The 24,295-nt window shown below is 60.1% G+C and carries 26 protein-coding genes; 20 read left to right on the top strand and 6 right to left on the bottom strand.

The features are described from left to right. Window positions 1-88: 88 nt before the first annotated feature. Window positions 89-508: a DNA polymerase III subunit chi gene (locus E2F43_RS17080; RefSeq protein WP_133214931.1), complete on the bottom strand. Its 420-nt coding sequence runs from the start codon at window positions 506-508 to the stop codon at window positions 89-91. Further along, window positions 505-1,992 carry a leucyl aminopeptidase gene (locus tag E2F43_RS17075; RefSeq protein WP_133214929.1) on the bottom strand — a complete coding sequence of 496 codons (1,488 nt, stop codon included), beginning with the start codon at window positions 1,990-1,992 and terminating at the stop codon, window positions 505-507. The genes E2F43_RS17080 and E2F43_RS17075 overlap by 4 nt, the downstream gene beginning before the upstream one ends. Before the next feature lie 92 nt (window positions 1,993-2,084). Here E2F43_RS17075 and lptF point away from each other — a divergent pair, with 92 nt between their 5' ends. Both lptF and lptG read left to right on the top strand, forming a co-directional pair. Continuing rightward, window positions 2,085-3,194 carry an LPS export ABC transporter permease LptF gene (gene lptF, locus E2F43_RS17070; protein WP_133214927.1) on the top strand — a complete coding sequence of 370 codons (1,110 nt, stop codon included), beginning with the start codon at window positions 2,085-2,087 and terminating at the stop codon, window positions 3,192-3,194. Next, entirely contained in the window at window positions 3,181-4,242 is a 1,062-nt protein-coding gene (lptG, locus tag E2F43_RS17065; RefSeq protein ID WP_133214925.1) for an LPS export ABC transporter permease LptG, read from the top strand. Before lptF ends, lptG begins: the two co-directional genes overlap by 14 nt. Here the strand turns inward: lptG and E2F43_RS17060 are convergent, their stop codons facing one another. Then, entirely contained in the window at window positions 4,243-4,698 is a 456-nt protein-coding gene (locus tag E2F43_RS17060; RefSeq protein WP_133214923.1) for an RDD family protein, read from the bottom strand. A 122-nt stretch (window positions 4,699-4,820) separates the two neighbouring features. Here E2F43_RS17060 and E2F43_RS17055 point away from each other — a divergent pair, with 122 nt between their 5' ends. Further along, a complete protein-coding gene (locus E2F43_RS17055) occupies window positions 4,821-5,504 on the top strand; it encodes a response regulator transcription factor (RefSeq protein ID WP_133214921.1) in 684 nt (227 codons plus the stop codon). Further along, a complete protein-coding gene (locus E2F43_RS17050; protein WP_133214919.1) occupies window positions 5,504-6,874 on the top strand; it encodes a sensor histidine kinase in 1,371 nt (456 codons plus the stop codon). The genes E2F43_RS17055 and E2F43_RS17050 overlap by 1 nt, the downstream gene beginning before the upstream one ends. A gap of 18 nt (window positions 6,875-6,892) precedes the next feature. Here the strand turns inward: E2F43_RS17050 and E2F43_RS17045 are convergent, their stop codons facing one another. Then, a complete protein-coding gene (locus tag E2F43_RS17045) occupies window positions 6,893-7,696 on the bottom strand; it encodes a hypothetical protein (protein ID WP_133214917.1) in 804 nt (267 codons plus the stop codon). 108 nt (window positions 7,697-7,804) lie between these two features. Here E2F43_RS17045 and E2F43_RS17040 point away from each other — a divergent pair, with 108 nt between their 5' ends. The 4 genes from E2F43_RS17040 to trhO all read left to right on the top strand — a co-directional run bounded on the left by E2F43_RS17040 (window position 7,805) and on the right by trhO (window position 10,516). Then, window positions 7,805-8,875 carry an AraC family transcriptional regulator gene (locus tag E2F43_RS17040; protein ID WP_238946992.1) on the top strand — a complete coding sequence of 357 codons (1,071 nt, stop codon included), beginning with the start codon at window positions 7,805-7,807 and terminating at the stop codon, window positions 8,873-8,875. A 24-nt stretch (window positions 8,876-8,899) separates the two neighbouring features. Continuing rightward, entirely contained in the window at window positions 8,900-9,169 is a 270-nt protein-coding gene (locus E2F43_RS17035) for a hypothetical protein (RefSeq protein WP_165954372.1), read from the top strand. An 84-nt stretch (window positions 9,170-9,253) separates the two neighbouring features. After that, on the top strand, window positions 9,254-9,577 hold the full coding sequence (locus E2F43_RS17030) for a BolA family protein (protein ID WP_133214913.1): 324 nt from the start codon (window positions 9,254-9,256) through the stop codon (window positions 9,575-9,577). Window positions 9,578-9,580: 3 nt separating this feature from the next. Next, on the top strand, window positions 9,581-10,516 hold the full coding sequence (trhO, locus tag E2F43_RS17025) for an oxygen-dependent tRNA uridine(34) hydroxylase TrhO (RefSeq protein WP_133214911.1): 936 nt from the start codon (window positions 9,581-9,583) through the stop codon (window positions 10,514-10,516). Here the strand turns inward: trhO and E2F43_RS17020 are convergent. After that, window positions 10,513-11,268 (bottom strand): trypsin-like serine peptidase, encoded by a 756-nt coding sequence (locus E2F43_RS17020; protein WP_133214909.1) that lies wholly within the window; start codon window positions 11,266-11,268, stop codon window positions 10,513-10,515. The genes trhO and E2F43_RS17020 overlap by 4 nt on opposite strands. Before the next feature lie 94 nt (window positions 11,269-11,362). On the opposite strand from E2F43_RS17020, the gene E2F43_RS17015 reads away from it, so the two are divergent. The 12 genes from E2F43_RS17015 to E2F43_RS16960 all read left to right on the top strand — a co-directional run bounded on the left by E2F43_RS17015 (window position 11,363) and on the right by E2F43_RS16960 (window position 23,210). Then, on the top strand, window positions 11,363-12,223 hold the full coding sequence (locus tag E2F43_RS17015; RefSeq protein ID WP_133214907.1) for an SDR family NAD(P)-dependent oxidoreductase: 861 nt from the start codon (window positions 11,363-11,365) through the stop codon (window positions 12,221-12,223). 109 nt (window positions 12,224-12,332) lie between these two features. After that, window positions 12,333-13,523, top strand: a complete 1,191-nt coding sequence (locus E2F43_RS17010) for an acyl-CoA dehydrogenase family protein (protein WP_133214905.1) — start codon at window positions 12,333-12,335, stop codon at window positions 13,521-13,523. A gap of 102 nt (window positions 13,524-13,625) precedes the next feature. Beyond that, the gene (locus E2F43_RS17005; RefSeq protein ID WP_133214903.1) at window positions 13,626-14,459 is read left to right on the top strand and encodes an alpha/beta fold hydrolase; all 834 of its coding nucleotides are present in this window, start codon (window positions 13,626-13,628) and stop codon (window positions 14,457-14,459) included. Between the two features lie 77 nt (window positions 14,460-14,536). After that, window positions 14,537-15,328: a fumarylacetoacetate hydrolase family protein gene (locus E2F43_RS17000; RefSeq protein ID WP_476707504.1), complete on the top strand. Its 792-nt coding sequence runs from the start codon at window positions 14,537-14,539 to the stop codon at window positions 15,326-15,328. A 67-nt stretch (window positions 15,329-15,395) separates the two neighbouring features. Next, a complete protein-coding gene (locus E2F43_RS16995; RefSeq protein WP_133214901.1) occupies window positions 15,396-16,304 on the top strand; it encodes an acetaldehyde dehydrogenase (acetylating) in 909 nt (302 codons plus the stop codon). Between the two features lie 114 nt (window positions 16,305-16,418). Beyond that, a complete protein-coding gene (dmpG, locus tag E2F43_RS16990; protein ID WP_133214899.1) occupies window positions 16,419-17,450 on the top strand; it encodes a 4-hydroxy-2-oxovalerate aldolase in 1,032 nt (343 codons plus the stop codon). A 115-nt stretch (window positions 17,451-17,565) separates the two neighbouring features. Further along, a complete protein-coding gene (locus E2F43_RS16985) occupies window positions 17,566-18,687 on the top strand; it encodes an AI-2E family transporter (RefSeq protein WP_238946991.1) in 1,122 nt (373 codons plus the stop codon). Then, window positions 18,684-20,213, top strand: coding sequence for an efflux transporter outer membrane subunit (locus tag E2F43_RS16980; protein ID WP_133214897.1), 1,530 nt, complete (start codon window positions 18,684-18,686; stop codon window positions 20,211-20,213). Before E2F43_RS16985 ends, E2F43_RS16980 begins: the two co-directional genes overlap by 4 nt. Window positions 20,214-20,224: 11 nt before the next feature. Beyond that, window positions 20,225-21,361 carry an HlyD family secretion protein gene (locus E2F43_RS16975; RefSeq protein ID WP_238946990.1) on the top strand — a complete coding sequence of 379 codons (1,137 nt, stop codon included), beginning with the start codon at window positions 20,225-20,227 and terminating at the stop codon, window positions 21,359-21,361. A 16-nt stretch (window positions 21,362-21,377) separates the two neighbouring features. Continuing rightward, window positions 21,378-22,397: a DUF2955 domain-containing protein gene (locus E2F43_RS16970; RefSeq protein ID WP_133214893.1), complete on the top strand. Its 1,020-nt coding sequence runs from the start codon at window positions 21,378-21,380 to the stop codon at window positions 22,395-22,397. Window positions 22,398-22,411: 14 nt separating this feature from the next. Next, entirely contained in the window at window positions 22,412-22,861 is a 450-nt protein-coding gene (locus E2F43_RS16965; RefSeq protein ID WP_133214891.1) for an ion channel, read from the top strand. 76 nt (window positions 22,862-22,937) lie between these two features. Then, window positions 22,938-23,210, top strand: a complete 273-nt coding sequence (locus E2F43_RS16960) for a TMEM165/GDT1 family protein (RefSeq protein WP_133214889.1) — start codon at window positions 22,938-22,940, stop codon at window positions 23,208-23,210. A gap of 23 nt (window positions 23,211-23,233) precedes the next feature. Here the strand turns inward: E2F43_RS16960 and E2F43_RS16955 are convergent, their stop codons facing one another. Beyond that, window positions 23,234-24,256, bottom strand: a complete 1,023-nt coding sequence (locus E2F43_RS16955; protein ID WP_133214887.1) for an AraC family transcriptional regulator — start codon at window positions 24,254-24,256, stop codon at window positions 23,234-23,236. Window positions 24,257-24,295 lie beyond the last annotated feature (39 nt).

The raw sequence follows: 24,295 nt of genomic DNA, 5'->3' as shown, positions 1-24,295 counted from the left end.
CTGAATCCGGGTGTCATCGTTGGGGGCGCGATTATACGCCAAGCACCCAACCCATGGTAGGAGCTGAACCGGGTCCGGGGCAGGGTGGCTAGAGGTCGTGCTTTTCCAGGTGGTAGCCGCGTTCCTTGTAGAATCGCCAGGAGTTGCGCAGGGCGGCCAGGCTGGCTTCATCCTGGGTGACCACCTCGGCGACACGGGCAAAACGGGAGAAAAACGCGGGGATATCCAGCTGCAGATTAATCAGCAGGTCCGAGTGCCGGCCCGGATCCTGGCCCCAGCCTATGGCAATCTGGTCTGCGTGGGGCTCGCCCGCGAGAGCGTGGGGCAGGAAACTGGTTGGCCGAAAATCCCACAGCAGTTCATCGAGTGCCTGGGCCTGGGGCTTGTCGGCAGCGTTGATATAAATGTTGTGGCCCTGCCGGTAAGCCTTGTCGGCCAGTCGTGCCGCCACCTGCAGGCGCTGGCCTGCGGCAGCGGCCTGCACGACATAAAAGCCGACCCGGGTCACTTGCTGGCGCGGTCCATCAGGTAGCGGGTGAGCAGGCTGACCGGGCGTCCCGTGGCTCCCTTGGGCGAGCTGTCCCAGGCGGTGCCGGCGATGTCCAGGTGCGCCCAGTCGTAGGCGCCGGCAAACTCGGCCAGGAAACAGGCGGCGGTGACGCTGCCGCCACCGGGACCGCCGAGGTTGGCCAGGTCGGCAAAATCACTCTTCAGTTGTTTGCTGTAGTCCTCCCACAACGGCATGTGCCAGGCCCGGTCATGGGTTTCAGTACCGGCGTCCAGCAGCTGTTGCGCCAGTTCGTCCTTGTTAGCGTAAAGGCCGGTGGCGTGGGCGCCGAGGGCGACCACACAGGCGCCGGTGAGGGTGGCGATGTCGATCACCGCGGCGGGCTTGAAGCGCTCGACGTAGGTCAGGGCGTCGCAGAGTACCAGCCGACCCTCGGCATCGGTGTTGAGCACTTCAATGGTTTTCCCGGACATGCTGGTGACCACGTCTCCGGGTTTGGTCGCCTTACCACCGGGCATGTTTTCCGCTGCTGCCACCACCGCAATCACGTTCAGCGGTAGTTCCATGCGAGTGACGGCATCCAGGGTGCCGAAAACACTGGCCGCGCCGCCCATATCAAATTTCATTTCATCCATCTTGGCGCCGGGCTTGAGCGATATGCCGCCGCTGTCGAAGGTGATGCCCTTTCCTACCAGCACATAGGGCTTGTCGCTTTTCTTGCCACCCTGGTAGTTCATGACGATCAGCTTGGCTGGCTGGTCAGTGCCGGCAGTGACCGACAGCAGGGAGCCCATGCCCAACTCGCGCATTTTTTTCTCTTCCAGTACCTGTACGCCGAGTTTCTTGTTACCGCGTCCCAGCTTGCGGGCCTGTGCCGCCAGGTAGGTGGGTGTACAGATATTGCCGGGCAGGTTGGCCAGGTTGCGCGCGGTGTTGATGCCGCTGGCGGTGGCTGCGCCCTGGTCGAGCGCTTTCTGGGCGCTGGCCTTGCCGGCAGCGGAACTGACAACGACACGGGAGAGTTTGAATTCAGGTTTTGGTTTGGCCACCGTCTCGGTGTAGCGGTAGCTGCTGCTTACCAGGCTGCGGGCGAGCATTTCCAGCAGCCAGTCGGTGTCCGCATCCTGCACCTTGATGTCATCCAGGTGCAGCAGGGCGTCCCCGGCAGTGGTAGCGCTCAGTGCCTTGTAGAGGGTCTGGGCAAATTCCCGCGCGGCGGCGCGGTCGAACTTTTTCCTGTCTCCGCAGCCGACCAGCAGCAGGCGCTTGGACCTGGCGGCGCCGGGCAGCAGGCAGCTCTGGCGGCTTTTGCCACTGAAATCGCCGAGATCCAGGGTGGACTTGATGGCCCCACCCGACGCCTTGTTCAATGCCGCGGCGGCACCGGCTTGCTTGCCGTCACTGAATAGGGGAATAACCGCACACTGGCTGGTAGCGGTCGCGGCATCGCTGACTTTGCGTGCAGTAAATTTGATGGCAGTCATGCTCAATAACCTCGCTGAGTTGGCAGGCCCTAGTGTATGATGACGGGCTCTTAAACCCAACCGGTATAGGCGGATTTCTACCCGGGCATGGCATGAAAATACTTCGTTACCTGGCAGTGGATGTGCTGTTGCACATGATCGCCGTAAGTTTTGTCCTTCTGGTGATCATTATCAGTGGCCGGTTCGTGAAATACCTGGCCGAGGCGGCGGTGGGTGACCTGGCCGCGGATATCCTGCTGCCAGTGCTGTTTTTTCGCCTGCCGGGCTTCCTCGAGCTTATTTTACCGCTGGGCCTCTTTATCGGCATTCTGATGTCCTACGGGCGCCTCTATGTCGAGAGTGAGATGGTGATATTTACCGCCACCGGCATCAGTCCCAACCGACTGGCAGCCTACACCCTGGTGCCGGCGCTGCTGGTAGCCCTGGTGGTAGGAGCCCTTAGCCTGCTGGTCTCTCCCCTGGGCGCGGCCCGCTCGGAGGTACTACTCAATGCCCCGGAATCCACCCAGGGACTCAACGCCATGGCAGCCGGCCGGTTCCAGACCCGGCGCAGTTCCGACATGGTCAGTTACGCCCAGTCCGTGACCGCCGAAGGGGTCATGCGTTCGGTGTTCCTGTCACAGGCGCGGCGCGATGACGACGGTGAATTGACCATGCTGCTGACTATCGCCGAAGAAGGCGAGGTTAAATTCGACCCCGAGTCCGGCGCGCGCTATCTGGAACTGCGCGATGGACTGCGTTACGAGGGCTATCCCGGGGAGCTGGATTACCAGGTGGTACAGTTCGAGCAATTCGGAGAGCTGATACCGGAACCGGAAGGTGGCATTCGCACCGCCGACCCGGTGGATGGCCGTTCCACCCGGCAGCTGCTGGCATCTGATCGGCTGGAGGATATGGCCGCCCTGCACTGGCGTTTATCGATCCCGGTCATGGTGCCTATTGTGGCGATAATCGCCATGTGCATGAGCGCAACCGACCACCGGCGCGGACGCTACATCAAGATGGCGCCGGCCTTTGTGCTGTATCTTGGATACCTGACCCTGCTTGCCAACGGCCGCTCGGCGATTGGTTCCGGAGAGGGTGGCCCCTGGCATATCTGGGGGGTGCACCTGGTGTTCCTGGCAGTTGCCCTGGCGATGTTGCTGGGCCCGCCCTGGCTCGGCCGGCTCCGGCACCGGAGGTATCTCAGTGCGAAAACTTGACCGCCACGTAGGGTGGACCGTATTCACCGCCATTTTGCTGGTACTGGCAATTATCGTCGGACTGGACGCCATTGCCGCCTTCATCGATGAAGCGGACGATATCTCGGAGAGCTACACCTTTGCCAGGGTGGGTCTGTATATCCTGTTGACGCTGCCGGGGAGGCTTTACGAATTTGTGCCCTTTGCCGCGCTGATAGGTTGCATGCTGGGTCTGGGCCAACTGGCCACTTCCAGCGAGCTGGTAGTGATGCGCGCCGCCGGAGTGTCCATCGGCCGACTGGTCTGGATCGCCATGAAACCGGCCCTGCTGGTCGCCGTGCTGGGCTTTGCCCTGGGCGAGCAGGTGGCCCCGCGCACCGAGCAACTGGCGGAAACCAACCGGGCCATGGCGCAGAACCCGGGCGAAAGTTTTGGCGGTCGTCACGGTATCTGGAATCGCGAGGGGAATACCTTTCTTCACTTCAACGCCCTCGAAGCCGATGGTGTCGTACACGGTATTACCATGCTCCAGTTCGACCGGGACCTGGTCATGGAATATGCCCTGCGCGCTCAGCGCGCGACCTTCGAGGGTGATTACTGGACCATGGAGGAGGTCGTCATCACCCGTCTCAGTAGCTGGCAGGCGCTACGGGAAACGCACCAGACGATGCGCTGGGATACCGGTATAACGCCGGAACTACTCACGGTGGTCGCCGTCGAACCGGAATACCTGCCCATACCCGATCTCTATCGCTACAGTCGCTACCTGCAGTCACAGGGCCTGGATTCCGACGACTACCAGCTGGCCCTGTGGCGCAAGATCCTGCAGCCGGCGGCCATCGGAGCCCTGGTGTTGGTGGCGATTTCCTTTATTTTCGGGCCGCTGCGCGAAGGCACGATGGGTTTTCGAATCTTCGCCGGGGTGATCGTCGGCATTGTATTCCAAACCAGCCAGGACCTGCTCGGTCCGGCCAGTCTGGTGTTCGGCTTTGCGCCGCTGTACGCCGCCCTGGCCCCAATTTTATTGTGTGCGGTGGCCGGGGTGCTGTTGCTGGCCAGGGCGCGCTGATCAGTCCTTGCCGCGGCTGGTCTTTGGCAGCAGCACCAGCTCGGTACCCGACATGTAGTCGTGCCAGTAACGCTGGTTGCGGTCGACCAGCTTCCATAAGTAACCCAGTCCCAGGCAGCCCGCGGAAATAGCGGCTCCGGCGCAGCGCAGCAACGCCTGTGGCCAGCGCAGCGGATTGCCATCGATACTGACCAGCTTGATCCGCCAGGCCTGCATCCCCAGGGTCTGGCCGCTCTTGAGCCAGAATGCGCTGTAAAAGCCAACAATCGACAGAACGATCAGCAGCTGCCCCAGAAGCGGGTTCAGTACTTCCTGTTCACCGCCGCTCAGCTGGACGATCACTGCCAGGGCAATACCGTTTACCACGAATATCAGGGCAATCACCAGCAGAGCGTCGTAGATCATCGAAACGAGGTGGCGCAGTAAAGAGGGATGTTGTACCTGGGTATCTTCCATGGGCGGCGAGTCTATCACTGTCGGGCTCTATTAAGGATTGGTAATGATACCTGCGCATCAGGCCGGGCGCATTGGTTGGCAACTGCCTGCGTGCTACATTGCGCCCAAATACGGAAACCCATATGAACGTACTGTTAGTAGAAGACGATGAGGGCGTTGCCCGCTTTATCTGCAGCGAGCTGGAGCGCGCCGGTGTTGCCTGCATCCACTGTGTCGATGGTGACGAGGCCTTTACCACTGCCAGGGACCAGGCATTTGATGTCTGGATTGTCGACCGCATGCTGCCCTCTCGCGACGGACTCAGCCTGATTCAGGACCTTCGTGAAAGCGGTAATGAGACCCCCGCGCTGATACTGAGTGCCCTGGGTGAGGTGGATGACCGGGTCCAGGGGCTGCGCAGTGGCGCCGATGACTACCTGGTGAAACCCTTCGCCATGGAGGAATTGCTGGCTCGCCTGCAGGTGCTGTCCCGGCGTGCCGCCAGTAGTGGTGATGGCAGCACCCGGCTGCAGGTCGGGGATCTGGTGATGGACCTGTTGCGACAGGAAGTGTCCCGGCAGGGACAGCCGTTGCCACTCCAGCCCAGGGAATACAAATTGCTGGAATACCTGATGCGCCACGCCGGCCAGGTGGTCACCCGGGCCATGCTGCTGGAACACGTCTGGGGTTATAACTTCGATCCCCAGACCAATGTCATCGATGTACACGTTTCCCGCCTGCGCCAGAAAATCGACAGGGGCTTTGACGTGCCGCTGCTGCTTACCGTGCGTGGCGCCGGATATCGACTGGGTCCTGAGTCAGACTGATGCGCGAGGTCATCAGCAGCCTGACGTTTCGGTACATTGCCAAATACCTGCTGGTGCTAAGCGCCACGGTGTTCCTGGTGATGGCGGGGCTCTACCTGCTGTTCAGTTATAACTATTTCCGGCAACTGTCCGCCAGCATCGTCGAAGAGCAGCAGACCCTGGAGCTGGTTTATCGTGGCCAGGGGCTTGCCGGGGTGAGCCAGTACATCAACGATCAGCGGGAAACGCAGCTGTTGGACCGTTTCCACTACCTGGTCAGCGACCAGGCGGGCAATAAGGTTGCCGGCGATTTACCCGAAGGTACCTCCTACCAGGAATTTGAGCGCGGTTGGCTGGGGTTCGAGCTGGCATTGCTGAAATGGGGTGAGTCGGTGGAGGTGGACTTTATCGCCCGGGGACAGGACCTGGGCGGTGGTTACCGGGCGATCATCGCCCGCAGTTTTGAGCAGGCGGTATACCAGGGGCGACTGGTGCTGGCGACCCTGGTGCGGACCATGGTCGTCACTATTCTGCTGGGGCTGATCGGGGGCTATTTTGCCGCTGCCAGAAGCCTGCAACGGGTGGAATGGCTGGGCAGGGAAATGGGACGGATCTTCCGCGGTAATCCGTCCCAGCGCCTCGATGCGGAGCGAGAGAAGGGCCAGGTCAGGGAGCTGGCACAGATCATGAACAAGATGCTCGACCAGACCGAGTCGTTAATGCACGGCGTGCGCAGTGTCTCGGATAACATTGCCCATGACCTGCGAACGCCGCTCAGCCGCATGCGCAACCAATTGAGCCAGTTACACCAGGACTTGCCGGCGGGCGGCCGGGAAGATGTCCAGCAACTGATTGCCGATTGCGATAGCCTGCTGACCTCCTTTAACGCCGTACTAAGGATTTCAACCCTGGAATCGGGCAGTCGCTACGCCGGCGCAACTGAGGTTGACCTGCGCCAGTTGCTTGAGGATGTGGTCGAGCTTTACGAACCGGTAGCGCAGGAGTGTGGCGTGGAACTGCAACTCGCCAGTCTGCCTGCGGCATCCTGCCGCGGTGAGGCCGACCTGTTGTTCCAGATGTTTGCCAATGTGCTGGACAATGCCATCAAGTACACGCCGGATGGGGGGGCGGTGCGTGTGGAACTGGTGCCAACGACCGTCGATGGAGCCCCCGGACACCGGGTCACCATAGCGGATACCGGCCCAGGTATTTCAGCGGAGCACTGGGAAGATGTGTTCCGGCGGTTTTACCGGGTGGAGCCCAGCCGCTCCTCGCAACCGGGACACGGACTCGGCCTCAGCATGGCCCAGGCCATTGCCCATTACCACGGCGGCAAGGTTGACCTGCAGGATAATAATCCCGGGCTGCGGGTGCTGATTACCCTGCCCTGACAGCCCTGCCCGTCAAGGTCACTCCTGCAGCGTGATGTGACCGGTATCCGGCGCGGGGGGGTGGGAGTGCTTGCGTTGCTCTTCGTCAAGGACATCGGTGCCTGGCGGGGATACCTCCAGCGCTGAAAGATCGAGCTCCGGCGGCGCGGCCTCGGGCCGGGCGCAGTCGGAGAAATCGGTACCTTCCGGAGCCAGGTCCAGGGCGTCGGTATTGGGAGTAACCGGGTCCTCGGTGGTCGCCAGGGTCGGTATTTCCTCCCCGACCGCGCCCATGCTCAGGTGGCTGGTATCGGGTGCTGGCGGAGGTGCCGGCGGTTCGGCCGAGAGCCGCTCTGCGGGTGGGTCAATATCCAGGGCTGAGGTGTCGATGTCGACCGACACCTGCTGTGGCCGCTCCTCGGGTTTGAGCACCTCGGTGCCCTCCGGTTCCAGGTCGAGCCCGGGGTCGTCGTCGCTGGCTGCGGGTGCTGCCGGTTTTGGCTTGTCTGCCACCCGGGCGGTCGCGTCTGGCGCGGCTGCCATGGCCGCAATGCGCTCGGCGGCAGTGAGGGGTCGGGTGGCCTGGGGGTCGTCAGCCGCGGCCGAGGGTGTCTTGACTGACCTGATCAGCGGCTTCGCGCCGGCTTTTTCCATCGCCTGCTTGTATTTCAGCGCGGTGGGCTTGTCGCATTCGCGCTTCACCAGCTGTGGGGTACCGCTGAACAATTTTTCCAGAGTGGCGTCTCCCGCCTTGAACAACGCCCCCAGGCTGGCCCGCACCTGACGAGTATCGAAGCCATCCAGTACCTCGCCTGCATAATAGATGTTGTAGAGCGGTTCCATCCACGTTCTCCATCGCCAACCCCCTGACAGTATACGCCCATGTCAGCCGCTTTGCTGTACCGGCAAGTCTGTTAATATTCGCAGCCCCTATGGCTAACCGTTGAAGCAATGAGCGATCGCGTCCCCACACGTTTTATGAGAACCCTGCTGCGCATGGTGGGTGACCGGGGTTACGACTTTTCCGCCATTCTGCAGGAAGCCGGGCTGGATTTTGATCCGCTGGACGAGGGCTCCCCGCGCTACCGGGCAGAAGTCAGCGCGATGCAGTATTCCCGCGTATACCAGCAGGTGCTCAGCCTGCTGCAGGACGAGACCTTCGGAGTGACCGGCAGCGAACTGGTGGCACCCGGTGCTTTCCGGATGATGTGTTATTGCGTGATTTCCTGCGAGAACCTGGGCCAGGCCATTCAGCGCGCGTCGGAGTTTTATCGCACGTTTTTTGATGAGCGCAGCCAGCTGTACACCAATTTCAGCCAGGAATTTGCCCGGGTTGGCTATCGCACCATGGACAGGACGAGCCGGCCGCAGGTAGGGGCGGCCGATGCCTACGGCCTGTCCATGTGGCACCGCTTTTTCGGTTGGCTGTGCGGCCGCCCGATAGAGCTGAAACGGGTGGATTTTACCGGCGATCCCCCGGCCAACCTGAGCAAGTACGAGGACCTTTTCTGCTGCCCCCTGTACTTTAACCAGAGTAAGGACCTGCTGTACTTTGACAGCGCCTGCCTGGCCTGGCCGGTGGTCCACACCCAGCACTCCCTGCGCGAGTTCTTGCGGACCGCTCCCTACCAGATGTTGCTGATGGAAAACGACAGTTCAGGCAATAACCTGTCCGCTCAGGTGAGGGCGATGATAGGTCACGATTTCAGCGAGGGGTTTCCCAGTTTTGAAATGATAAGCAGCGCGCTGAATATGTCTGCACCTACCCTGCGTCGCAGGCTCAAGCGTGAGGGCACCACGTTCCAGGAAATCAAGGACAAGGCACGCTGCGAAGCCGCCAAGCTGTGCCTGAATCGCCATGAATTGTCGATTAATGAGGTGGCTCTGCAAATGGGATTTACCGACCCCAGCGCCTTTCATCGCTCATTCAAGAAATGGACCGGGGAAACCCCGGGCCAGTTTCGCCAGGGGTGCGCAGGCGCCGGTAATTTGCGGACCCGGAGTCCGGGTGGAGACCGCTGATTGCCGACGTTGACCCTGCAGTGATTGGCCTGGGACAGCTTTTTCCAGCAGCAGCTCAGTCTCCAGAAGGAGGAGTCGCTCTACCCTGTGCGCGTCCTGGCACAGCACCGAGATCAACTCGATACCCCCGGGATGCGTGAACTGCATGAACGGTGCCTGGACAATTTCCGCAAGCTCCAGCGGGAGCAGGCGTTAAATAGCGCGACGCTCGCCGAAAAGCGCTCTCGGGACAGGGCCCAGGGCAAACTGTACAAACGCGCCAAGGCGCAATCCGCGAAAGATAAACCGCGTTAGCGGACTGCGGCCTCGCCGGTCGCAGAAGATGCACGCAGGGCCTGCATTGCCGTATAATATGCCGCTGTTTTTCGAGGCATCCGCATGAACACACAAACTGAAATCGAACAGCTGCTCAATGCCGGGCTGGCGCCGGAGCACCTGCTGGTGGTCAACGAGAGCCACATGCACAGCGTTCCCCCCAACTCCGAAACCCATTTCAAGGTTGTGCTGGTCTCCGCCGCGTTTGAGGGCAAGCGCAAGGTAGCCCGGCATCAGCAGGTCTATGCCATTCTCGCAGACCAGCTGGCGGGTCCGGTTCATGCGCTGGCCCTGCATACCTACACCCCCGAAGAGTGGGCCCAGCGTCAGCAGGCCGCGCCCGCGTCACCCGATTGCCTGGGCGGTTCCAAGGCGGAGGCCTCCTGAGTCATGTCTTCCGTTGTTGTCGCTGCGCTTTACCACTTCTGTACCCTGGACGATTTTCACGAACTGCGTGAGCCGCTGCTGGATGTTTGTCGACAAGCGGGAGTCAGGGGCACCCTTTTGCTTGCTCATGAGGGCATCAACGGAACCATTGCCGGACCCCGCGAGGGTATTGATACGGTTCTGGCCTATCTGCGGTCGGATCCGCGGCTGGCCGCACTGGATCACAAGGAATCCTTCGACGAGGAAATGCCGTTCTACCGCATGAAGGTAAAACTCAAGCGGGAAATCGTCACCATGGGAGTGGAGGGCATCGATCCCAATCTGGTGGTGGGAACTTACGTCAGGCCCGAGGACTGGAACGAGCTGGTGAATGATCCCGACGTTTTACTCATCGATACCCGCAACGACTACGAGTACAGCATCGGCACCTTCAAGGGCGCCGTGGACCCTCATACCACTACTTTCCGCCAGTTCCCCGAGTACGTGCGTAATAACCTGGATCCGCAGAAGCAGAAAAAGGTCGCCATGTTCTGCACTGGCGGGATCCGCTGTGAAAAAGCCTCTGCATTCATGTTGCAGGAGGGTTTTGAAGAGGTCTACCACCTGCAGGGCGGTATCCTCAAATACCTGGAGGAGGTGCCCGAAACGGAGAGCACCTGGGAAGGTGAGTGTTTTGTCTTCGATAACCGGGTGGCGGTGAATCACCGCCTGGAAAAAGGGCATTACGACCAGTGCTATGGTTGCCGCATGCCAATTACCGAGGAAGACAAACGCTCGGAAAAATATCGCAAGGGAGTCTGCTGCCCGCACTGTTACGACAATCTGTCCCCGGACCAGATCGCGCGTTTCAGTGAACGCCAGAAGCAGATAGAGCTTGCCCGCGCCCGGGGTGAAACCCATGTTGGAGAGCAGGACACACCCCGTCGCCAGGACGCCTAGTTGAGGTACTGGTCCAGCGGGCGGCGGAAATAGGCGACGGGCACATAGATGCTTGTCCCCTCGCTGTCGCCCCGTGAAATAACACCGGTGAGCTGTGCGCGGCCCTGATCTGTTAGCTGGATCACGGCGCCGCCAGAGGCTCCCTTGTAGGCGCTGCAGTCGGTTTCGCTGCCCTGTCGGTTCTGGCGGGTAATCCGGCAGTTGTCGTGGTAAGTCAGTAGGGCGCCATCCTGTCCCAGTCCGTTGTCACCGGAAAACCCGGCCATGGTGACAGGTCGCCGGAGGTCGCCCGGCGCCGGGTTCAATTCCATGGCAGGAATGGCCCCGGTATCCACCGGTCTGGAGAGTCTGAGTAGTGCCCAATCCGCATCCATGCCACCGCCATCGGCCAGCCGGTGCGCCTCGCGCCGGATCGCCCGGTCGCTCCCTGGCAACAGCGTGAAGGTGATGGATTGGCTCAGGTCGCGATAAAACTCCAGGCAGTGCCAGGCCGTTACCACGATGTCAGCCAGCCGTTTTCCGGCCGGTGCTACCAGGGTGCCGCTGCAGCTCTCCCGCTGGTGCCGCCGCCGTCCCTGTTCGAACTGTATGCCCGGTACGTCCAGTTTTCCCACCGATTGCAGCCACCGCGGCGAGTGCTCTGTATAGACAAGCCGCTGCTCGTCCGCGACGCTGCCGCTCGCGCCCGGCAGCAGCCAGAACAGGAGTATTGGAGGGATTGCCAGGGTGAAATTCATGGATTGGATCAACATGGTGGTCTGCGCCCATGGTAATCAGCTTGGCCCACGCCGTCACCCTCATTAGGATAGGCGCTGTACTGTCCTTAAAGCTCAGGAGTCAGCGGGTATGGAGATGAAAGACCGGATAGTGGTGGTAACCGGTGCCAGTCGCGGCGCGGGCAAGGGCATTGCCGTGGCCCTGGGCGCCAGTGGTGCCACGGTGTACGTCACCGGGAGAACGCGGCAGGAAGGCGACGCGCCGCTACCGGGAAACCTGGCCGCAACCGCCGACGCGGTGACCGAGGCGGGTGGCAAGGGGATCCCGCTGTACTGTGACCACGCCGACGACGATGAGGTCAAGCGAGCCTTTGAGCAGGTGCAACGGGAACAGGGAAGGCTGGATATCCTGGTCAACAATGCCACCGCCCTCAATGATGCCCTGACCCGCAAGGGGCCTTTCTGGGAAAAACCCCTGGCGCTGACCGAAATCTGGAACGTGGGTATGCGCTCGCACTATGTGGCGACCCATATGGCTGCACCGCTGTTGCTGGCGAGCGACAGGGCGCTGGTCGTCCATACCTCTTCCTTTGGCGGACGAATCTACATGCACGGGCCCGCCTATGGCGCCGGCAAGGCGGCGGTGGACAAAATGGCCCACGACATGGCGGTGGATTTCCGTCCTCACCAGGTGGCGGTGGTGTCAATCTGGATGGGCCTGCTGCTGACCGAGCGTACCCGGCGGGTATTCGAGGCGGAACCGGAGAAGTACGCCGGACTCGCAGAGACCTGTGAAACACCACAATTTACCGGCAGGGTGATCGAGGCCCTCTACTGCGACCCGGAACTGATGGCCCGTTCAGGAAAGGTCTGGATCGGTGCCGAACTCGGGGAACAATACGGCTTGACCGATGTTAATGGCAGGCGGCCACCTTCCCACCGGGCCATGTTCGGTGAAACCACGAGTTTTGGTGATGCGGTGGTGGAATAGGGTATAGCCCAAATGGAGGATGCGGCTGGCTCCCGGGCTGGATTTAATACAGCCTCGCCGCGGAATCAACGGCATCGCGTTACCCAAAAGACAGACCACAGGTGGATATATGTACGAATACGGACTGGAATCACCCCGGGCACAGGAACTGATAGCCGCTGCCAGAGCGATGGGGCCGGCACTGGTGCAGCGTCGGGCACAATGTAAGGCGCAGCGAAAAGTACCCGAGGAAACGGTTGCCGATTTCCACAAGGCCGGTTTTTTCAAGATTTTGCAGCCGGAGCAGTGGGGCGGTTATGCCATGGATCCGCAGGTGTTTTACATGGTGGGCTGCGAGATTGCCCGCTTCTGTCCCTCCAGTGCCTGGATCCTCGGTGTGATCGCGGTGCATAACTGGCAGTTGGCGGTGTTCGATGACCAGGCCGCGCAGGACGTTTGGGCCGACGATCCTACGGTATTGATTTCCTCGTCCTATGCCCCGGTGGGTAAGGTCAAGGTAGTGGATGGCGGCTTCCGCCTCAGTGGTCGCTGGAGCTTCTCCAGTGGATCGGAACACTGCAAGTGGGCGTTTCTCGGTGCGGTCGTGCCCACGCCGGAGGCCCCCTTCGACATGGCCAATTACCGCACCTTCCTGGTGCCCATCGAGGACTACGAGATTGTCGATCACTGGGACGTGGTGGGTCTGCAGGGCACCGGTTCCCACGACATCGTGGTGGACGACGTGTTTGTCCCCGAACATCGCACTCACAAGTCCATGGACGGGTTTCTCTGCGACAATCCCGGGAACGCGGTCAACGACGCCCCCCTGTACCGCATGCCCTTTATGCAGGTCTTCGTGCGCGCCGTGTGTACCGCCACACTGGGCGCCTGTGAAGGAGCACTGCAGGCGTTCATCGATGTAGCCAAAACCCGCCAGGTCGGACCGAACAAAATGAAGAACGACCCCCATGCCCGAGAGCTGGCCGCCGAGGTGCGTGCTGCCATTGAAGAGATGAAGCTGACCATGATCCGCAACTTCGACGCGATGATGGAAAAGTGCCGGGCCGGCGAGCCGATTCCGGTTGAGGACCGGGTGCGTTACCGCTACGACTCCGCGGTGGTGGCCGATCGTTGCCTCGAGCTCTCCAGCCGCATGCTCAAGGCTGCTGGCAGTGGTGGCATTCGTAGCGGTAGCGAGTTGCTGGACTTCCACCTGGATATGCTGGCGAGCCAGGCCCATGTGGCCAATCATTCAACGCCATTCGCCAACAACATGGGGGCTATCATGTTTGGGGAGGAAAACGTCGATTACGCGATTTAGTGCTGTCCGCAAAGCCGATCATCACCAGCCGGTTCGGCCGCACGGTGAAGTCGGCCAACCACTGTGGTTAAAACCTGCCGTAGTCCAGCGAGGAACAATAATATGGGAAAAATAGGCCTGCTGCCCGAGGGTAAATACGCCCATTGCGCCAATGGTTACAAAATCCATTACCTGGATGAGGGCACGGGTGAGGTGGTGGTCTTCCTTCACGGCTCCGGCCCCGGTGCCAGCGGCTACTCCAACTTCAAGGGCAATTACCCGATGTTGGTTGAGGCCGGGTATCGCTGCATCATCCCTGATCACATCGGCTACGGCTTTTCTGACAAGCCGGATGACGTGGACCACCCACTGTCATTCTTTGTCGAGTGTATCAAACAGACCCTGGATTGCGCGGGCGTGGACAAGTGTACTCTGGTGGGCAATTCCCTGGGAGGCGCCATCGCCATTGGGCTCACGCTGGACTATCCGGAACTGGTAGAGAAACTGATCCTGATGGCGCCGGGGGGGCTCAGCGAGCTGGCGGAGTACCAGAAAATGCCAGGGATGCAGAAGGTCTTCCAGGTGTTTGGCTCCGGGGAACCGGTAACGCCGGCCGTGATGAAGGACCTGTTTGCAACCGGCCTGATGCACAACGCTCAATTGGCCACCGATGAATTGGTGGCGGAACGCATGCAGATTATGGAAATCATGAATGGCCATGTGATGGCCACCATGGATATTCCCGTGCTGGTCGACAGGTTGGGTGAAATCGGCTGTCCCACCCTCGGGTTCTGGGGTATGGACGAAAAGATGATGCCCGAGGAGGGCATCATGGCCATGGTCAGGAACATTCGGCACATGCGTACCATACTGGTCAACGAATGCGGCCACTGGGTGATGGTGGAGCACGAAGGCATGTTCAATCGGGCCTGCCTGGACTTTCTGCAGAACGGCTGAACAGCCAATCAATTTAAACCGGGTAGCCGCCCCGGCAGTGTAGAATTACGCCTGCATTTCTCAAGGTAGTGAACCGGATGATGGATCCCAGCAAGATCGAGCAGTTAGGTGATGAGCTGTATCAGGCGATGCGCAAGTGCAACTCCCTGCCCCCGCTCACCGATCGCGAAACCGATATCACGATTGAAGACGCCTACCATATCAGCCTGCGCATGCTGAAACGCCGGCAGCAGGACGACGGCGAGCGCGTAGTCGGCAAGAAGATTGGCGTGACCAGCAAGCCGGTCCAGGACATGCTGGGCGTGTTCCAGCCCGACTTTGGTTTTCTCACGGATGCGATGGCCTACCCTGACGGTGCCGACATTCCGATTGCGGGCCACCTGATCGCGCCGCGAGCCGAGGGCGAGATTGCTTTCCGTCTGAAGAAAGACCTGGTGGGGCCGGGCGTGACGGAGCAGGATGTGCTTGCGGCCACCGAGACCATCATGCCCTGTTTCGAAATCGTCGACTCGCGCATCGATGACTGGAACATCAAGATTCAGGATACCGTGGCGGACAACGCCTCCTGCGGTGTCTACGTGCTGGGTGAAAACGAGGTCGATCCCCGCGACTACGACCTGCCGAACCTGAAGATGACCATCTACAAGAATGGCGAGTTCCACTCCGAGGGACTCGGCAGTGCCGTGCAGGGCAACCCGCTGACAGCGGTGGCCTGGCTGGCCAACACCCTCGGTGAGTTCGGGATTCCGTTCAAGGCGGGTGAGGTGATTTTATCGGGTTCGCTGGCGCCGCTGATACCGGTGGTGGCCGGTGATGAGATGCGCCTGGAAATCGAGGGCATTGGCGGCTGCAGCTGTAAGTTCGTCTAGGTGATTTGGTCACGCCAACAGAGGTTAACTGGATTCCGGCCGCCGCCGGGATGAAGTGGGAGATTCAATGAGCAAGAAAATCAAAGCGGCCATTATTGGCCCCGGCAATATCGGTACCGATCTGCTGATGAAGGCCATGCGCAGCGACGTGGTGGAACCGGTGTGGATGGTGGGGGTGGATCCGGATTCTCCGGGCTTGGCCCGGGCAAAGGACATGGGCCTGAAGACCACCGCCGAGGGTGTCGACGGGATGTTGCCGACCATGAAGGAAGACGGGGTACAAATTTGCTTCGACGCCACCTCGGCCTATGTACACGCCGAGAACAGCCGCAAGGTCAACGAGCAGGGTGCGGTCATGATAGACCTCACCCCCGCGGCCATCGGCCCCTTTTGCGTGCCGCCGGTGAACCTGGCCAGCGCGGTTGAGCAGAAAGCGATGAACGTCAATATGGTGACCTGTGGCGGCCAGGCGACGATTCCCCTGGTGGCGGCGGTGAGCCGGGTGCAGAAGGTGGCCTATGGTGAAATCGTCGCAACCGTGAGTTCCAAATCCGCCGGCCCGGGAACGCGCAAGAATATCGATGAGTTTACCCGCACCACCTCAAGAGGTATCGAGCTGGTGGGCGGTGCCGACAGCGGCAAGGCCATCATCATCATCAACCCGGCAGAACCGCCGCTGATCATGCGCGATACGGTGCATTGCCTGACCGTGGATGAACCCGACCAGGAGGCCATCACCCGCTCGGTGCACGAGATGATTGCAGATGTGCAGCAATATGTGCCGGGCTACCTGCTTAAAAATGGCCCCGTATTCGATGGCAAGCGGGTCTCCATTTACATGGAGGTCGAGGGACTGGGCGATTTCCTGCCGAAATACGCGGGTAACCTGGATATCATGACCGCCGCCGGACTGCGCACCGCCGAGATGTACGCAGAGGAAATGCTGGCGGGTAATTTCGTGCCCACGGCGGCTTGAGGCTCTAGCGCTAACACAACGCCGGGATGACAGACGAGTTGGCCGGAATGTCAGAGGAATCATCTGGCTTGAGCCCGCGTTTGCAGGAACTGGCCCGACATTTGGAGAAAGACAATGGATCTGAAAGGCAAGCAAATTACCGTACACGATATGTGCCTGCGCGACGGGATGCACCCCAAGCGGCACCAGATTACGGTGGAGGAAATGGTGACTGTGGCCAGGGCCATGGACGACGCCGGTGTCCCCCTGATTGAAGTGACCCATGGCGATGGCCTGGGTGGGGCCTCGGTCAACTATGGCTTCCCGGCCGCCAGCGACGAGGATTACCTCAGCGCGGTCTGTAAGGAAATGAACAATACCAGAGTGTCGGCCCTGCTATTGCCTGGAATCGGTACGGTTGACCACCTGAAAATGGCCGTGGATTGCGGTATCTCCACCATCCGGGTGGCCACCCACTGCACCGAGGCGGATGTGTCCGAGCAGCACATCAGCGCGGCGGCCGCTATGGACGGGCTGGATACCGTGGGCTTTCTGATGATGGCGCACATGATCGAGCCGGAAGAATTGCTGACCCAACTGAAACTGATGGAAGACTACGGTGCCAACTGTGTTTACATCACCGACTCCGCGGGCTACATGCTGCCGGACGATGTCACTGCCCGGGTGGCACTGGCCCGCGCCGAGCTCAAGCCGGAAACGGAGCTGGGCTTTCACGGCCACCACAACCTGGCCATGGGGGTCGCCAACTCCATTGCTGCGGTGGCAGCAGGGGCCAACCGCATCGATGGTTCCATGGCTGGTCTTGGCGCCGGCGCCGGTAATACGCCACTGGAGGTGTTTATCGCGGTGTGCGACCGGATGGGCATAGAAACCGGGGTCGATACTTTCAAGGCCATGGATATCGCCGAGGACCTGATCACCCCGCTGATGGATGAGCAGGTGCGCATAGACCGGGATGCCCTGACCCTGGGGTACGCCGGTGTCTACTCCTCCTTCCTGTTGTTTGCCAAGCGCTCGGCGGCCAAATACAACCTGTCCAGCCGGGATATCCTGGTGGAACTCGGCAGGCGCCGCACCGTCGGGGGCCAGGAAGACATGATTGAAGACCTGGCCCTGGATATGGCCAGGGAACGCGGGACTATCTGACGCGCCCGCGCTGGCGGCCCTGAACGCCGCTCCTGCATAGAAAATTTGTTCCGATATGCTACTCTGCTAGGGCTGGAGCCTCCTTGCCCGGCCATATCAAACCTAGGGATGTAGCATGGAAAATAACGAAATTGAGTCTCACCCCATGACCGCCAAGGAATTTACTGACGTAATTATCAGGGTCAGTATTGTCTTCCTGCTGGTGGTGATGTGTTTTCGCGTATTCAGTCCGTTTTTGAACCTGATGCTCTGGGCACTGATTCTCGGGGTCACGCTATACCCAATGCACCAGAAGCTGGCTGACAAATTTGCCGGCAAGCAGGGGCGCGCGGCTACCGTCATTGTGCTGTCCGGGCTATTGCTCATCGGTGTTCCCGCCGTGAAACTCGCCGGATCAATGGCCGAGGAACTGAGGTACCTGCACGAGGCCTATAACGCCGGTACCCTGGGCCTGCGACCGCCAAAAGAAGCTGTCGCCGAGTGGCCGGTGGTGGGCAAGCAGGTTTACGCCGCCTGGACCGAGGCCAGCGAAAATCTCCCCGCCTTCATCGCCAAATACAGGACCAATGTCGAATCGGTGATGAGGGGCGTGCTGGCCATGGCCAGGAATACGGCCGGGGGTATTGCCCTGTTGCTCGGCGCCCTTATCGTCGCCGGTATCATGATGGCCTACGGCAAGGGTGGCAGTGGTGCGACCCTGAACATTTTCAGTCGTATCGCCGGGCCGGAGCAGGGACCCAGGGTACATAACCTGGTGACCATGACGACACGCTCCGTGGCTGTGGGCGTGCTCGGCGTGGCCGCTATCCAGGCGGTATTGATGGGGCTCGTTTTTCTGCTGGCAGGGGTGCCCGCTGCGGGTATCCTCGCCCTGGTGGTGTTACTGATGGCAATCATGCAGTTGCCCGCAATGTTAATCGGTATCCCGGTCATCATCTGGATCTGGAACGGCGGCGATTCCGGGACGGTGATGAATACGGTGTGGACGGTTGCGGTGATTATCACAGCCCTGGCCGACAATGTACTCAAGCCGCTGTTACTCGGGCGCGGGGTAGAGGCGCCCATGCCGGTCATACTGATTGGTGCTCTGGGCGGTATGGTCTCTTCCGGATTCGTCGGGCTGTTCACTGGCGCGGTTGTATTGGCAGTCGGTTACCAGGTATTTATGCAGTGGGTTTCCGTCCATACGCATTCGCCAGAGGAGGTTGTTGCGGCGACGGATCAGGCTGGAGAATGAGTTTGATCACCAGGGCGCTGGCCATGGCCGGCGCTTCACTGCTCCTGCAGGCCTGCACCAACCTGGGACCGGATTACGAGGAACCCGAGGTTGCCTGGCTGGAACAGTGGCAGACTGATCTCTATGGCCAGGTGAACCCCGCGTCACCGGCGGAGGAAGACCTGCAGTTCTGGTGGCAGGCCTTCGGTGATCCGCTGTTGAATCAATTCATCGAGATTGCCCGCCGGGAGAACTACAACCTGCGCCTGGCCGGCCTGGCGGTACTTGAAAGCAGGGCGCTGCTGGGTATTGCAACCGGCAGTCAGTATCCGCAGGTCCAGCAAGCGAGCGGCAGTTGGGCGAGAGCCGACCGCTGGCCGACCGAGGGCCGCAAGTCGGGCGATCACTCGAATCTCAACGCCTATGACCTTGGGTTTGATATCGGCTGGGAGCTGGATTTCTGGGGGCGCTGGCGGCGCGGGGTGGAGTCTGCCGACGCGGCTTTCTTCGCCTCCATCAGCAATCAGCAAAATGCCCAGGTGCTGTTGGCGGCACAGGTGGCCCAGGCCTATTACAGTTACCTGACTATCGCCCGCCAGATCGAGATTGCCCGGGAGAACGCTGACCTGCAGCATCGCAGTCTGGAAATCACCACCCGGCTGTTCGAGAGTGGCCAGTCGTCGGAACTGGACGTGCAACAGGCGCGAACCCAGTACCTGGCGACCGTGTCCACCATTCCTGAACTTGAATCCAGCCTCAGGCAGGTAGAAAACGGATTAGGCGTACTGCTGGGACGCTCGCCTGGCGAGCTGCCGGAGTTGAACACGGCGGCCAGCGAACTGCCGGCACTGAACCCGGTTTACATCAATGCGTTTCCTGCGACTTTGCTGCTCCGTCGCCCCGATGTTCGCAGCGCCGCCTTCAGCGTCGCCGCCCAGTCGGCACAAATCGGCATCGCCCGGGCAGACCTCTACCCCTCAATTTCCCTGTTTGGAACCATCGGCTGGTCGGGCAATTCCCTGGACCTGACTGCCGACGCCCTGGCTACCGGTGTCGGGCCGGGATTTACCTGGAACCTGTTCAACTACGACCGGATTGAAAATCGGGTCCGGGTGCAGGACGTGCGCCTGCAGCAATTGATAGAAGGCTACCAGTTGACGGTACTGGCCGCCGCCGCTGAAATCGACAGTGCCGCCATCGCCGTGGTGAAAACCCGTGAGCAGCAGCAGGTACTGGCCGAGGCACTACAGGCGGCAGAGCGTTCGCTGGCGCTGTCCACCAAGCGCTATCGGGAGGGTTATTCCGACTTCCAGCGGGTACTCACTGCACAGCAGTCGCGGGCTGCGCGGTCCGCCGCCTACGTGGCTAACCAGGGAGCCCACATCAACGGGGTTATCGCGTTTTACAAGGCGCTGGGGGGCGGATGGCGTCCCGCCCAGGCGCAAGATCTGGTGCCGGACGCGGTCCGGGAGATTATGGAACAGCGCACGGACTGGGACGGCATGCTGGATGACCCGGTGCCCGCAATCGAACAGAAACGGCCTTGATGGGGAACACCATGAGCGACGCAGACAGTAAGGACGAAGCCGGGCAGGTCGACGAACAGGACGCGGCCTCGAAAACGGTAAAACGCGGTGGACAGGCCGTGGCACTGGTCATTCTCCTGACCCTTTGCTGGTACCTGGCCAGTGACAGGTACACGCCCTACACCACCCAGGCCCGGGTGCAGGGTTATGTGATCGGCGTGGCGCCCCAGGTGTCCGGTAATGTCACCGAGGTATTTGTTGCCAATAACCAGGAGGTGGAAGCGGGTCAGCCGCTGTTCCAGATCGATCCCTCCCAGTATGAAATAGCGCTCGCCAAGGCCCGCTCCGATTACCGCAACGCCCTGAGCCAGGTAGAGGCCGGTGATGCCGCAGTCGAAGCGGCCCGGGCCAACCTGCGTTCGGCGCTGGCGAATCTCGACAAGGCGCAAAAAGATACCAATCGCCTCGAGCGTTTGTACCAGGAAGACCCGGGAACCATATCGACCCGTCGCCTGGAGATATCCCGGGCCACCCTGGCCCAGAGCAAGGCAGCTGTGTCCGCGGCAGAAGCAGGCATCAAACAGGCGACTGAGGCCAAGGGTGGGGATTCCAGTGAACAACTGAACACGATTCTTGCCATTGCCAGAACCGGCGTGGAGAAAGCCGAACTGGACCTGGAACGCACCACGGTGAGGGCGGGCGATCGCGGCGTGATTACTGATTTGCGCACTGATGTCGGTTCCTTCGCGGGCATGGGGCATCCAGTCATTACCCTGCTTTCCCTGAGTGATGTCTGGATAGAAGCGCAATACACCGAAAACAACCTCGGTCATCTGCTAACCGGTACGCCGGTACAAATCCTGTTTGATTCCCTGCCTGGCGAGGTTTTCCACGGCGTTATCGACAATATCGGCATGGGAGTCAGTTCCGGCCGCACCCCCCAGCCCGGAACCCTGCCGACCGTCAATAATGATCGCAACTGGCTGCGACCAGCGCAGCGGTTTCCGGTCAGGGTGAGGTTTGACCCACAGCAGGCAGAGCAATTGCGAACCCAGCTGCGCATGGGGGGACAGGCCTCCGTCATGGCCTATACCGAGGGCGCCTGGCTGACCCGGATTCTTGGAAGACTCTATATGCGTTTTATGAGCATCGTCTCCTACGCATACTAGGGCCGATAGAGTGAGCATGCCGATAGCAGCGCGACGGGTATTCAGGCTGAGCCTGGCAATGAGTATCGCCCTCGCGACCAGTTATGGGATGGATGCAAACCTGCCTTTCATCGCGCCGCTGTTTGCCTTTTTGCTGGGGGCCGACCCCAAGCCGCCCATGGGGCTGAAGGGTCTTTTGGGGCTGATTCTGGTGCTGTCCCTGATGCTCGGCAGTGGCCTGTTGTTGATCCCGATACTGACCTACCACACGATGACCGGGCTGATTATTGTCTTGCTGGGTCTGTTCTTTGCGAATTACCTGTCCCTGAACAAGGGCAAGGGGCCGGTGGGGTTGTTGCTGACCATTGGCATTACGCTTATTTCTGCCCTGGGTGTGATGGGGCCATCACTGGCGATGATGATCATCTCGGCATTGCTACTGAACATTGCCATTGCCGTGGTCTGCCAGTGGCTGGTCTACCCCTGGTTTCCCGAGGACAATGTATCGACAGCGCCGCCCCCTCACTCGGAACCCCTGCAGTCGAGCTGGTTGGCCCTGCGCGCTACGTTGGTGGTTTTTCCAAGTTACCTGCTGGTGCTTTACAACCCGACCGCATATGCGCCGATTGTCATGAAGTCAGTCGCTCTGGGCCAGCAGGCCAACGAGACTGCGGCAAAGCATGCGGGGGTCGAACTGTTGGGTTCTACCTGTCTGGCGGCCGTGTTCGCCATGGTATTCTGGTTTTGCCTGAAGCTGGTGCCCAACCTGTTTATGTTCTGGCTGTGGACGCTGTTATTCAGCGGTTTTCTGCTGGCCAAGTTCTATGGCGTTCTGGCCAGCGCATTCGGTCCCACCTTCTGGCAGAATGTCACGGTCACCCTGTTTATCCTGGTGGGTCCGGCGGTTGAGGATACGATCAATGGCAAGGACCCGTACGTCGCATCTGCGGTGCGTATCGCGTTGTTTATCGGTGTCACCCTGTATGCCTGGATGATGTTGTTATTACTTGAAAATCTGCGCAAACGGCAGGCGCTGAAAAGGCAGCCTGCGGTGTAGATGGAGGCGGGAACATGTTTCAAAATGTCATTCTGGGACTGCTGGTCATGGTCGGGTGCCTGTTCGTGCAGGCCTTGCTGGTTACCGCCGCTATGCGAACCTATGCCCGCCACAGCGCAGCCGTGGAACGCGGGTCCTTTGGTAGTACGATGCTGGTAATCTGCGGCGTGATGATTGTGCTCGTGGTCGGTAACTTCCTGCAGGTTTGCATCTGGGGGGCGCTGTTTATACAGTTGGGTGAATTTGAAGATTTCCAGGTGGCGGTGTACCACTCTGCGGTCAATTTCGCGACCCTGGGTTACGGCGATATCGTGATGTCAGCGAGGCACCGGATCCTCGGTCCCATGCAGTCCCTGAATGGCATTCTTATGATGGGGGTCTCCACCGCCGTGGTTATGTCGGCCCTGCAGGATGCCCTGCAGCGCATGAGGTCGGCGCGTCTCGATAATGGCAATACAGACTGAAGGTCTATTCAGGGAGCCGTCTGCCGCTGCGTCCACGTCAAGGCAGTGATCAATTTATTACAGCAGTGAGAAGAAATTGGAAATTAAAATATTCGCAACCATTTTTACAGCGGTGTTTATTGCTGAGTTGGGTGACAAGACTCAACTGGCGACGATGTTGTTTGCTGCTGACAAAGACGTCAGCAAAATGACGGTATTTCTGGCGGCCTCTTTGGCGTTAGTGGTCGCCTCAGCGATCGGGGTTCTGGCGGGTAGTTTGCTGGCAGAATACATCAGCGAGCGGGTACTGAGTTATGTAGCGGGTTTTGGGTTTATCCTGATCGGCGCCTTTACGCTTTACAGCGCCTGAAGGGTCAGCAGGCTCAGAGGGCGTCAGGAAGATCCGGCTGGATTCAGCAGGGTGCTTCTGTATTGACGCGGCGTGAAACCGCTCCATTCCTTGAATGCCCGGCCAAAAGCGCTGGTTTCCGAAAATCCAACAGCTTCCGCCACCTTGCCAATGGGAACTTTCGCGTCGGACAGCATCTTGTACGCCAGTTGCCGGCGCAGTTCCGTCTTGATTTCGGTGTAGTTGGTTGACTCTTCCTGCAATCGCCGGCGCAATGTGGTGCCGCTGACATTCAGTGTGCGGGCCAGTTCCTCGATATCGGGGAAGCAAAGAGGCTCCGCGTTAGTGGGGGTAAGCTGGCTCATTATCTCGCCCTGCAGGGTGCCGTCCGATCCCGGTATGGACAACAGGTTGTAGGGCGAACGCGCCAGAAACAGCTCCGTCTCCTTCTGGCTGCGGACAAGCGGCAGGGCGAGATATTTCGCATCGAACTCCAGTTGGCTGGTTTCGCAGCCATAGTCGTGCTTGCCCGGAAACATATAGTGCAGTTCTTTTTTATAGGCAGGCTGTTGCTGCCTGAATCTCACGTGCCGTAGCGGAATACGTACACCGGACAGCCAGCTGATAAGCCGGTGCCAGATTACCATCCAGAATTCTTCGAAATAGTGCTGGGGGTCGAACTCCGGATAGGCGAAGCGGATGTCGATAGTGGCGATATCGTCCTCCACAATGAGTTGTGTCGCGATGTCGTCCGCCGCCAGGCGATAGAATTCAAACCCGGTGAGGAGGGCGTCGTGCAGGTTGTGCGACTTTCTCATGGTTTGCAGGGCGAAGGAAAAAGCGCCGGATTTACAGGGGTGTTTGGTGAATCCCATAAACTCGTCATCCAGCACCCGCCAGATAGTCCTGGTGAGGCGGGTCATCTGGTGAATGGTAAAACGCTGCTCGGCGCAGTAGTCGACCTGGTCGGGAATACCGGCCTCCAGCAACAGGTTCTGGCGTGACCAGCCTTTGAGCTGGGCTCCGCGCATGACCGCGAGAAAGTGATGGGTAGAGACGCTGGCCATCTGGTTATTTTTTGTTCACCGCTATCGTATATCCAGAGA

Source organism: Seongchinamella unica (assembly GCF_004354085.1).
In the GTDB taxonomy this organism is placed as follows: Bacteria; Pseudomonadota; Gammaproteobacteria; order Pseudomonadales; family Halieaceae; genus Halioglobus; species Halioglobus unicus.
The sequence above is the reverse complement of the archived record's forward strand: the minus strand, read 5'-3'. Positions and strand labels throughout refer to the sequence as shown.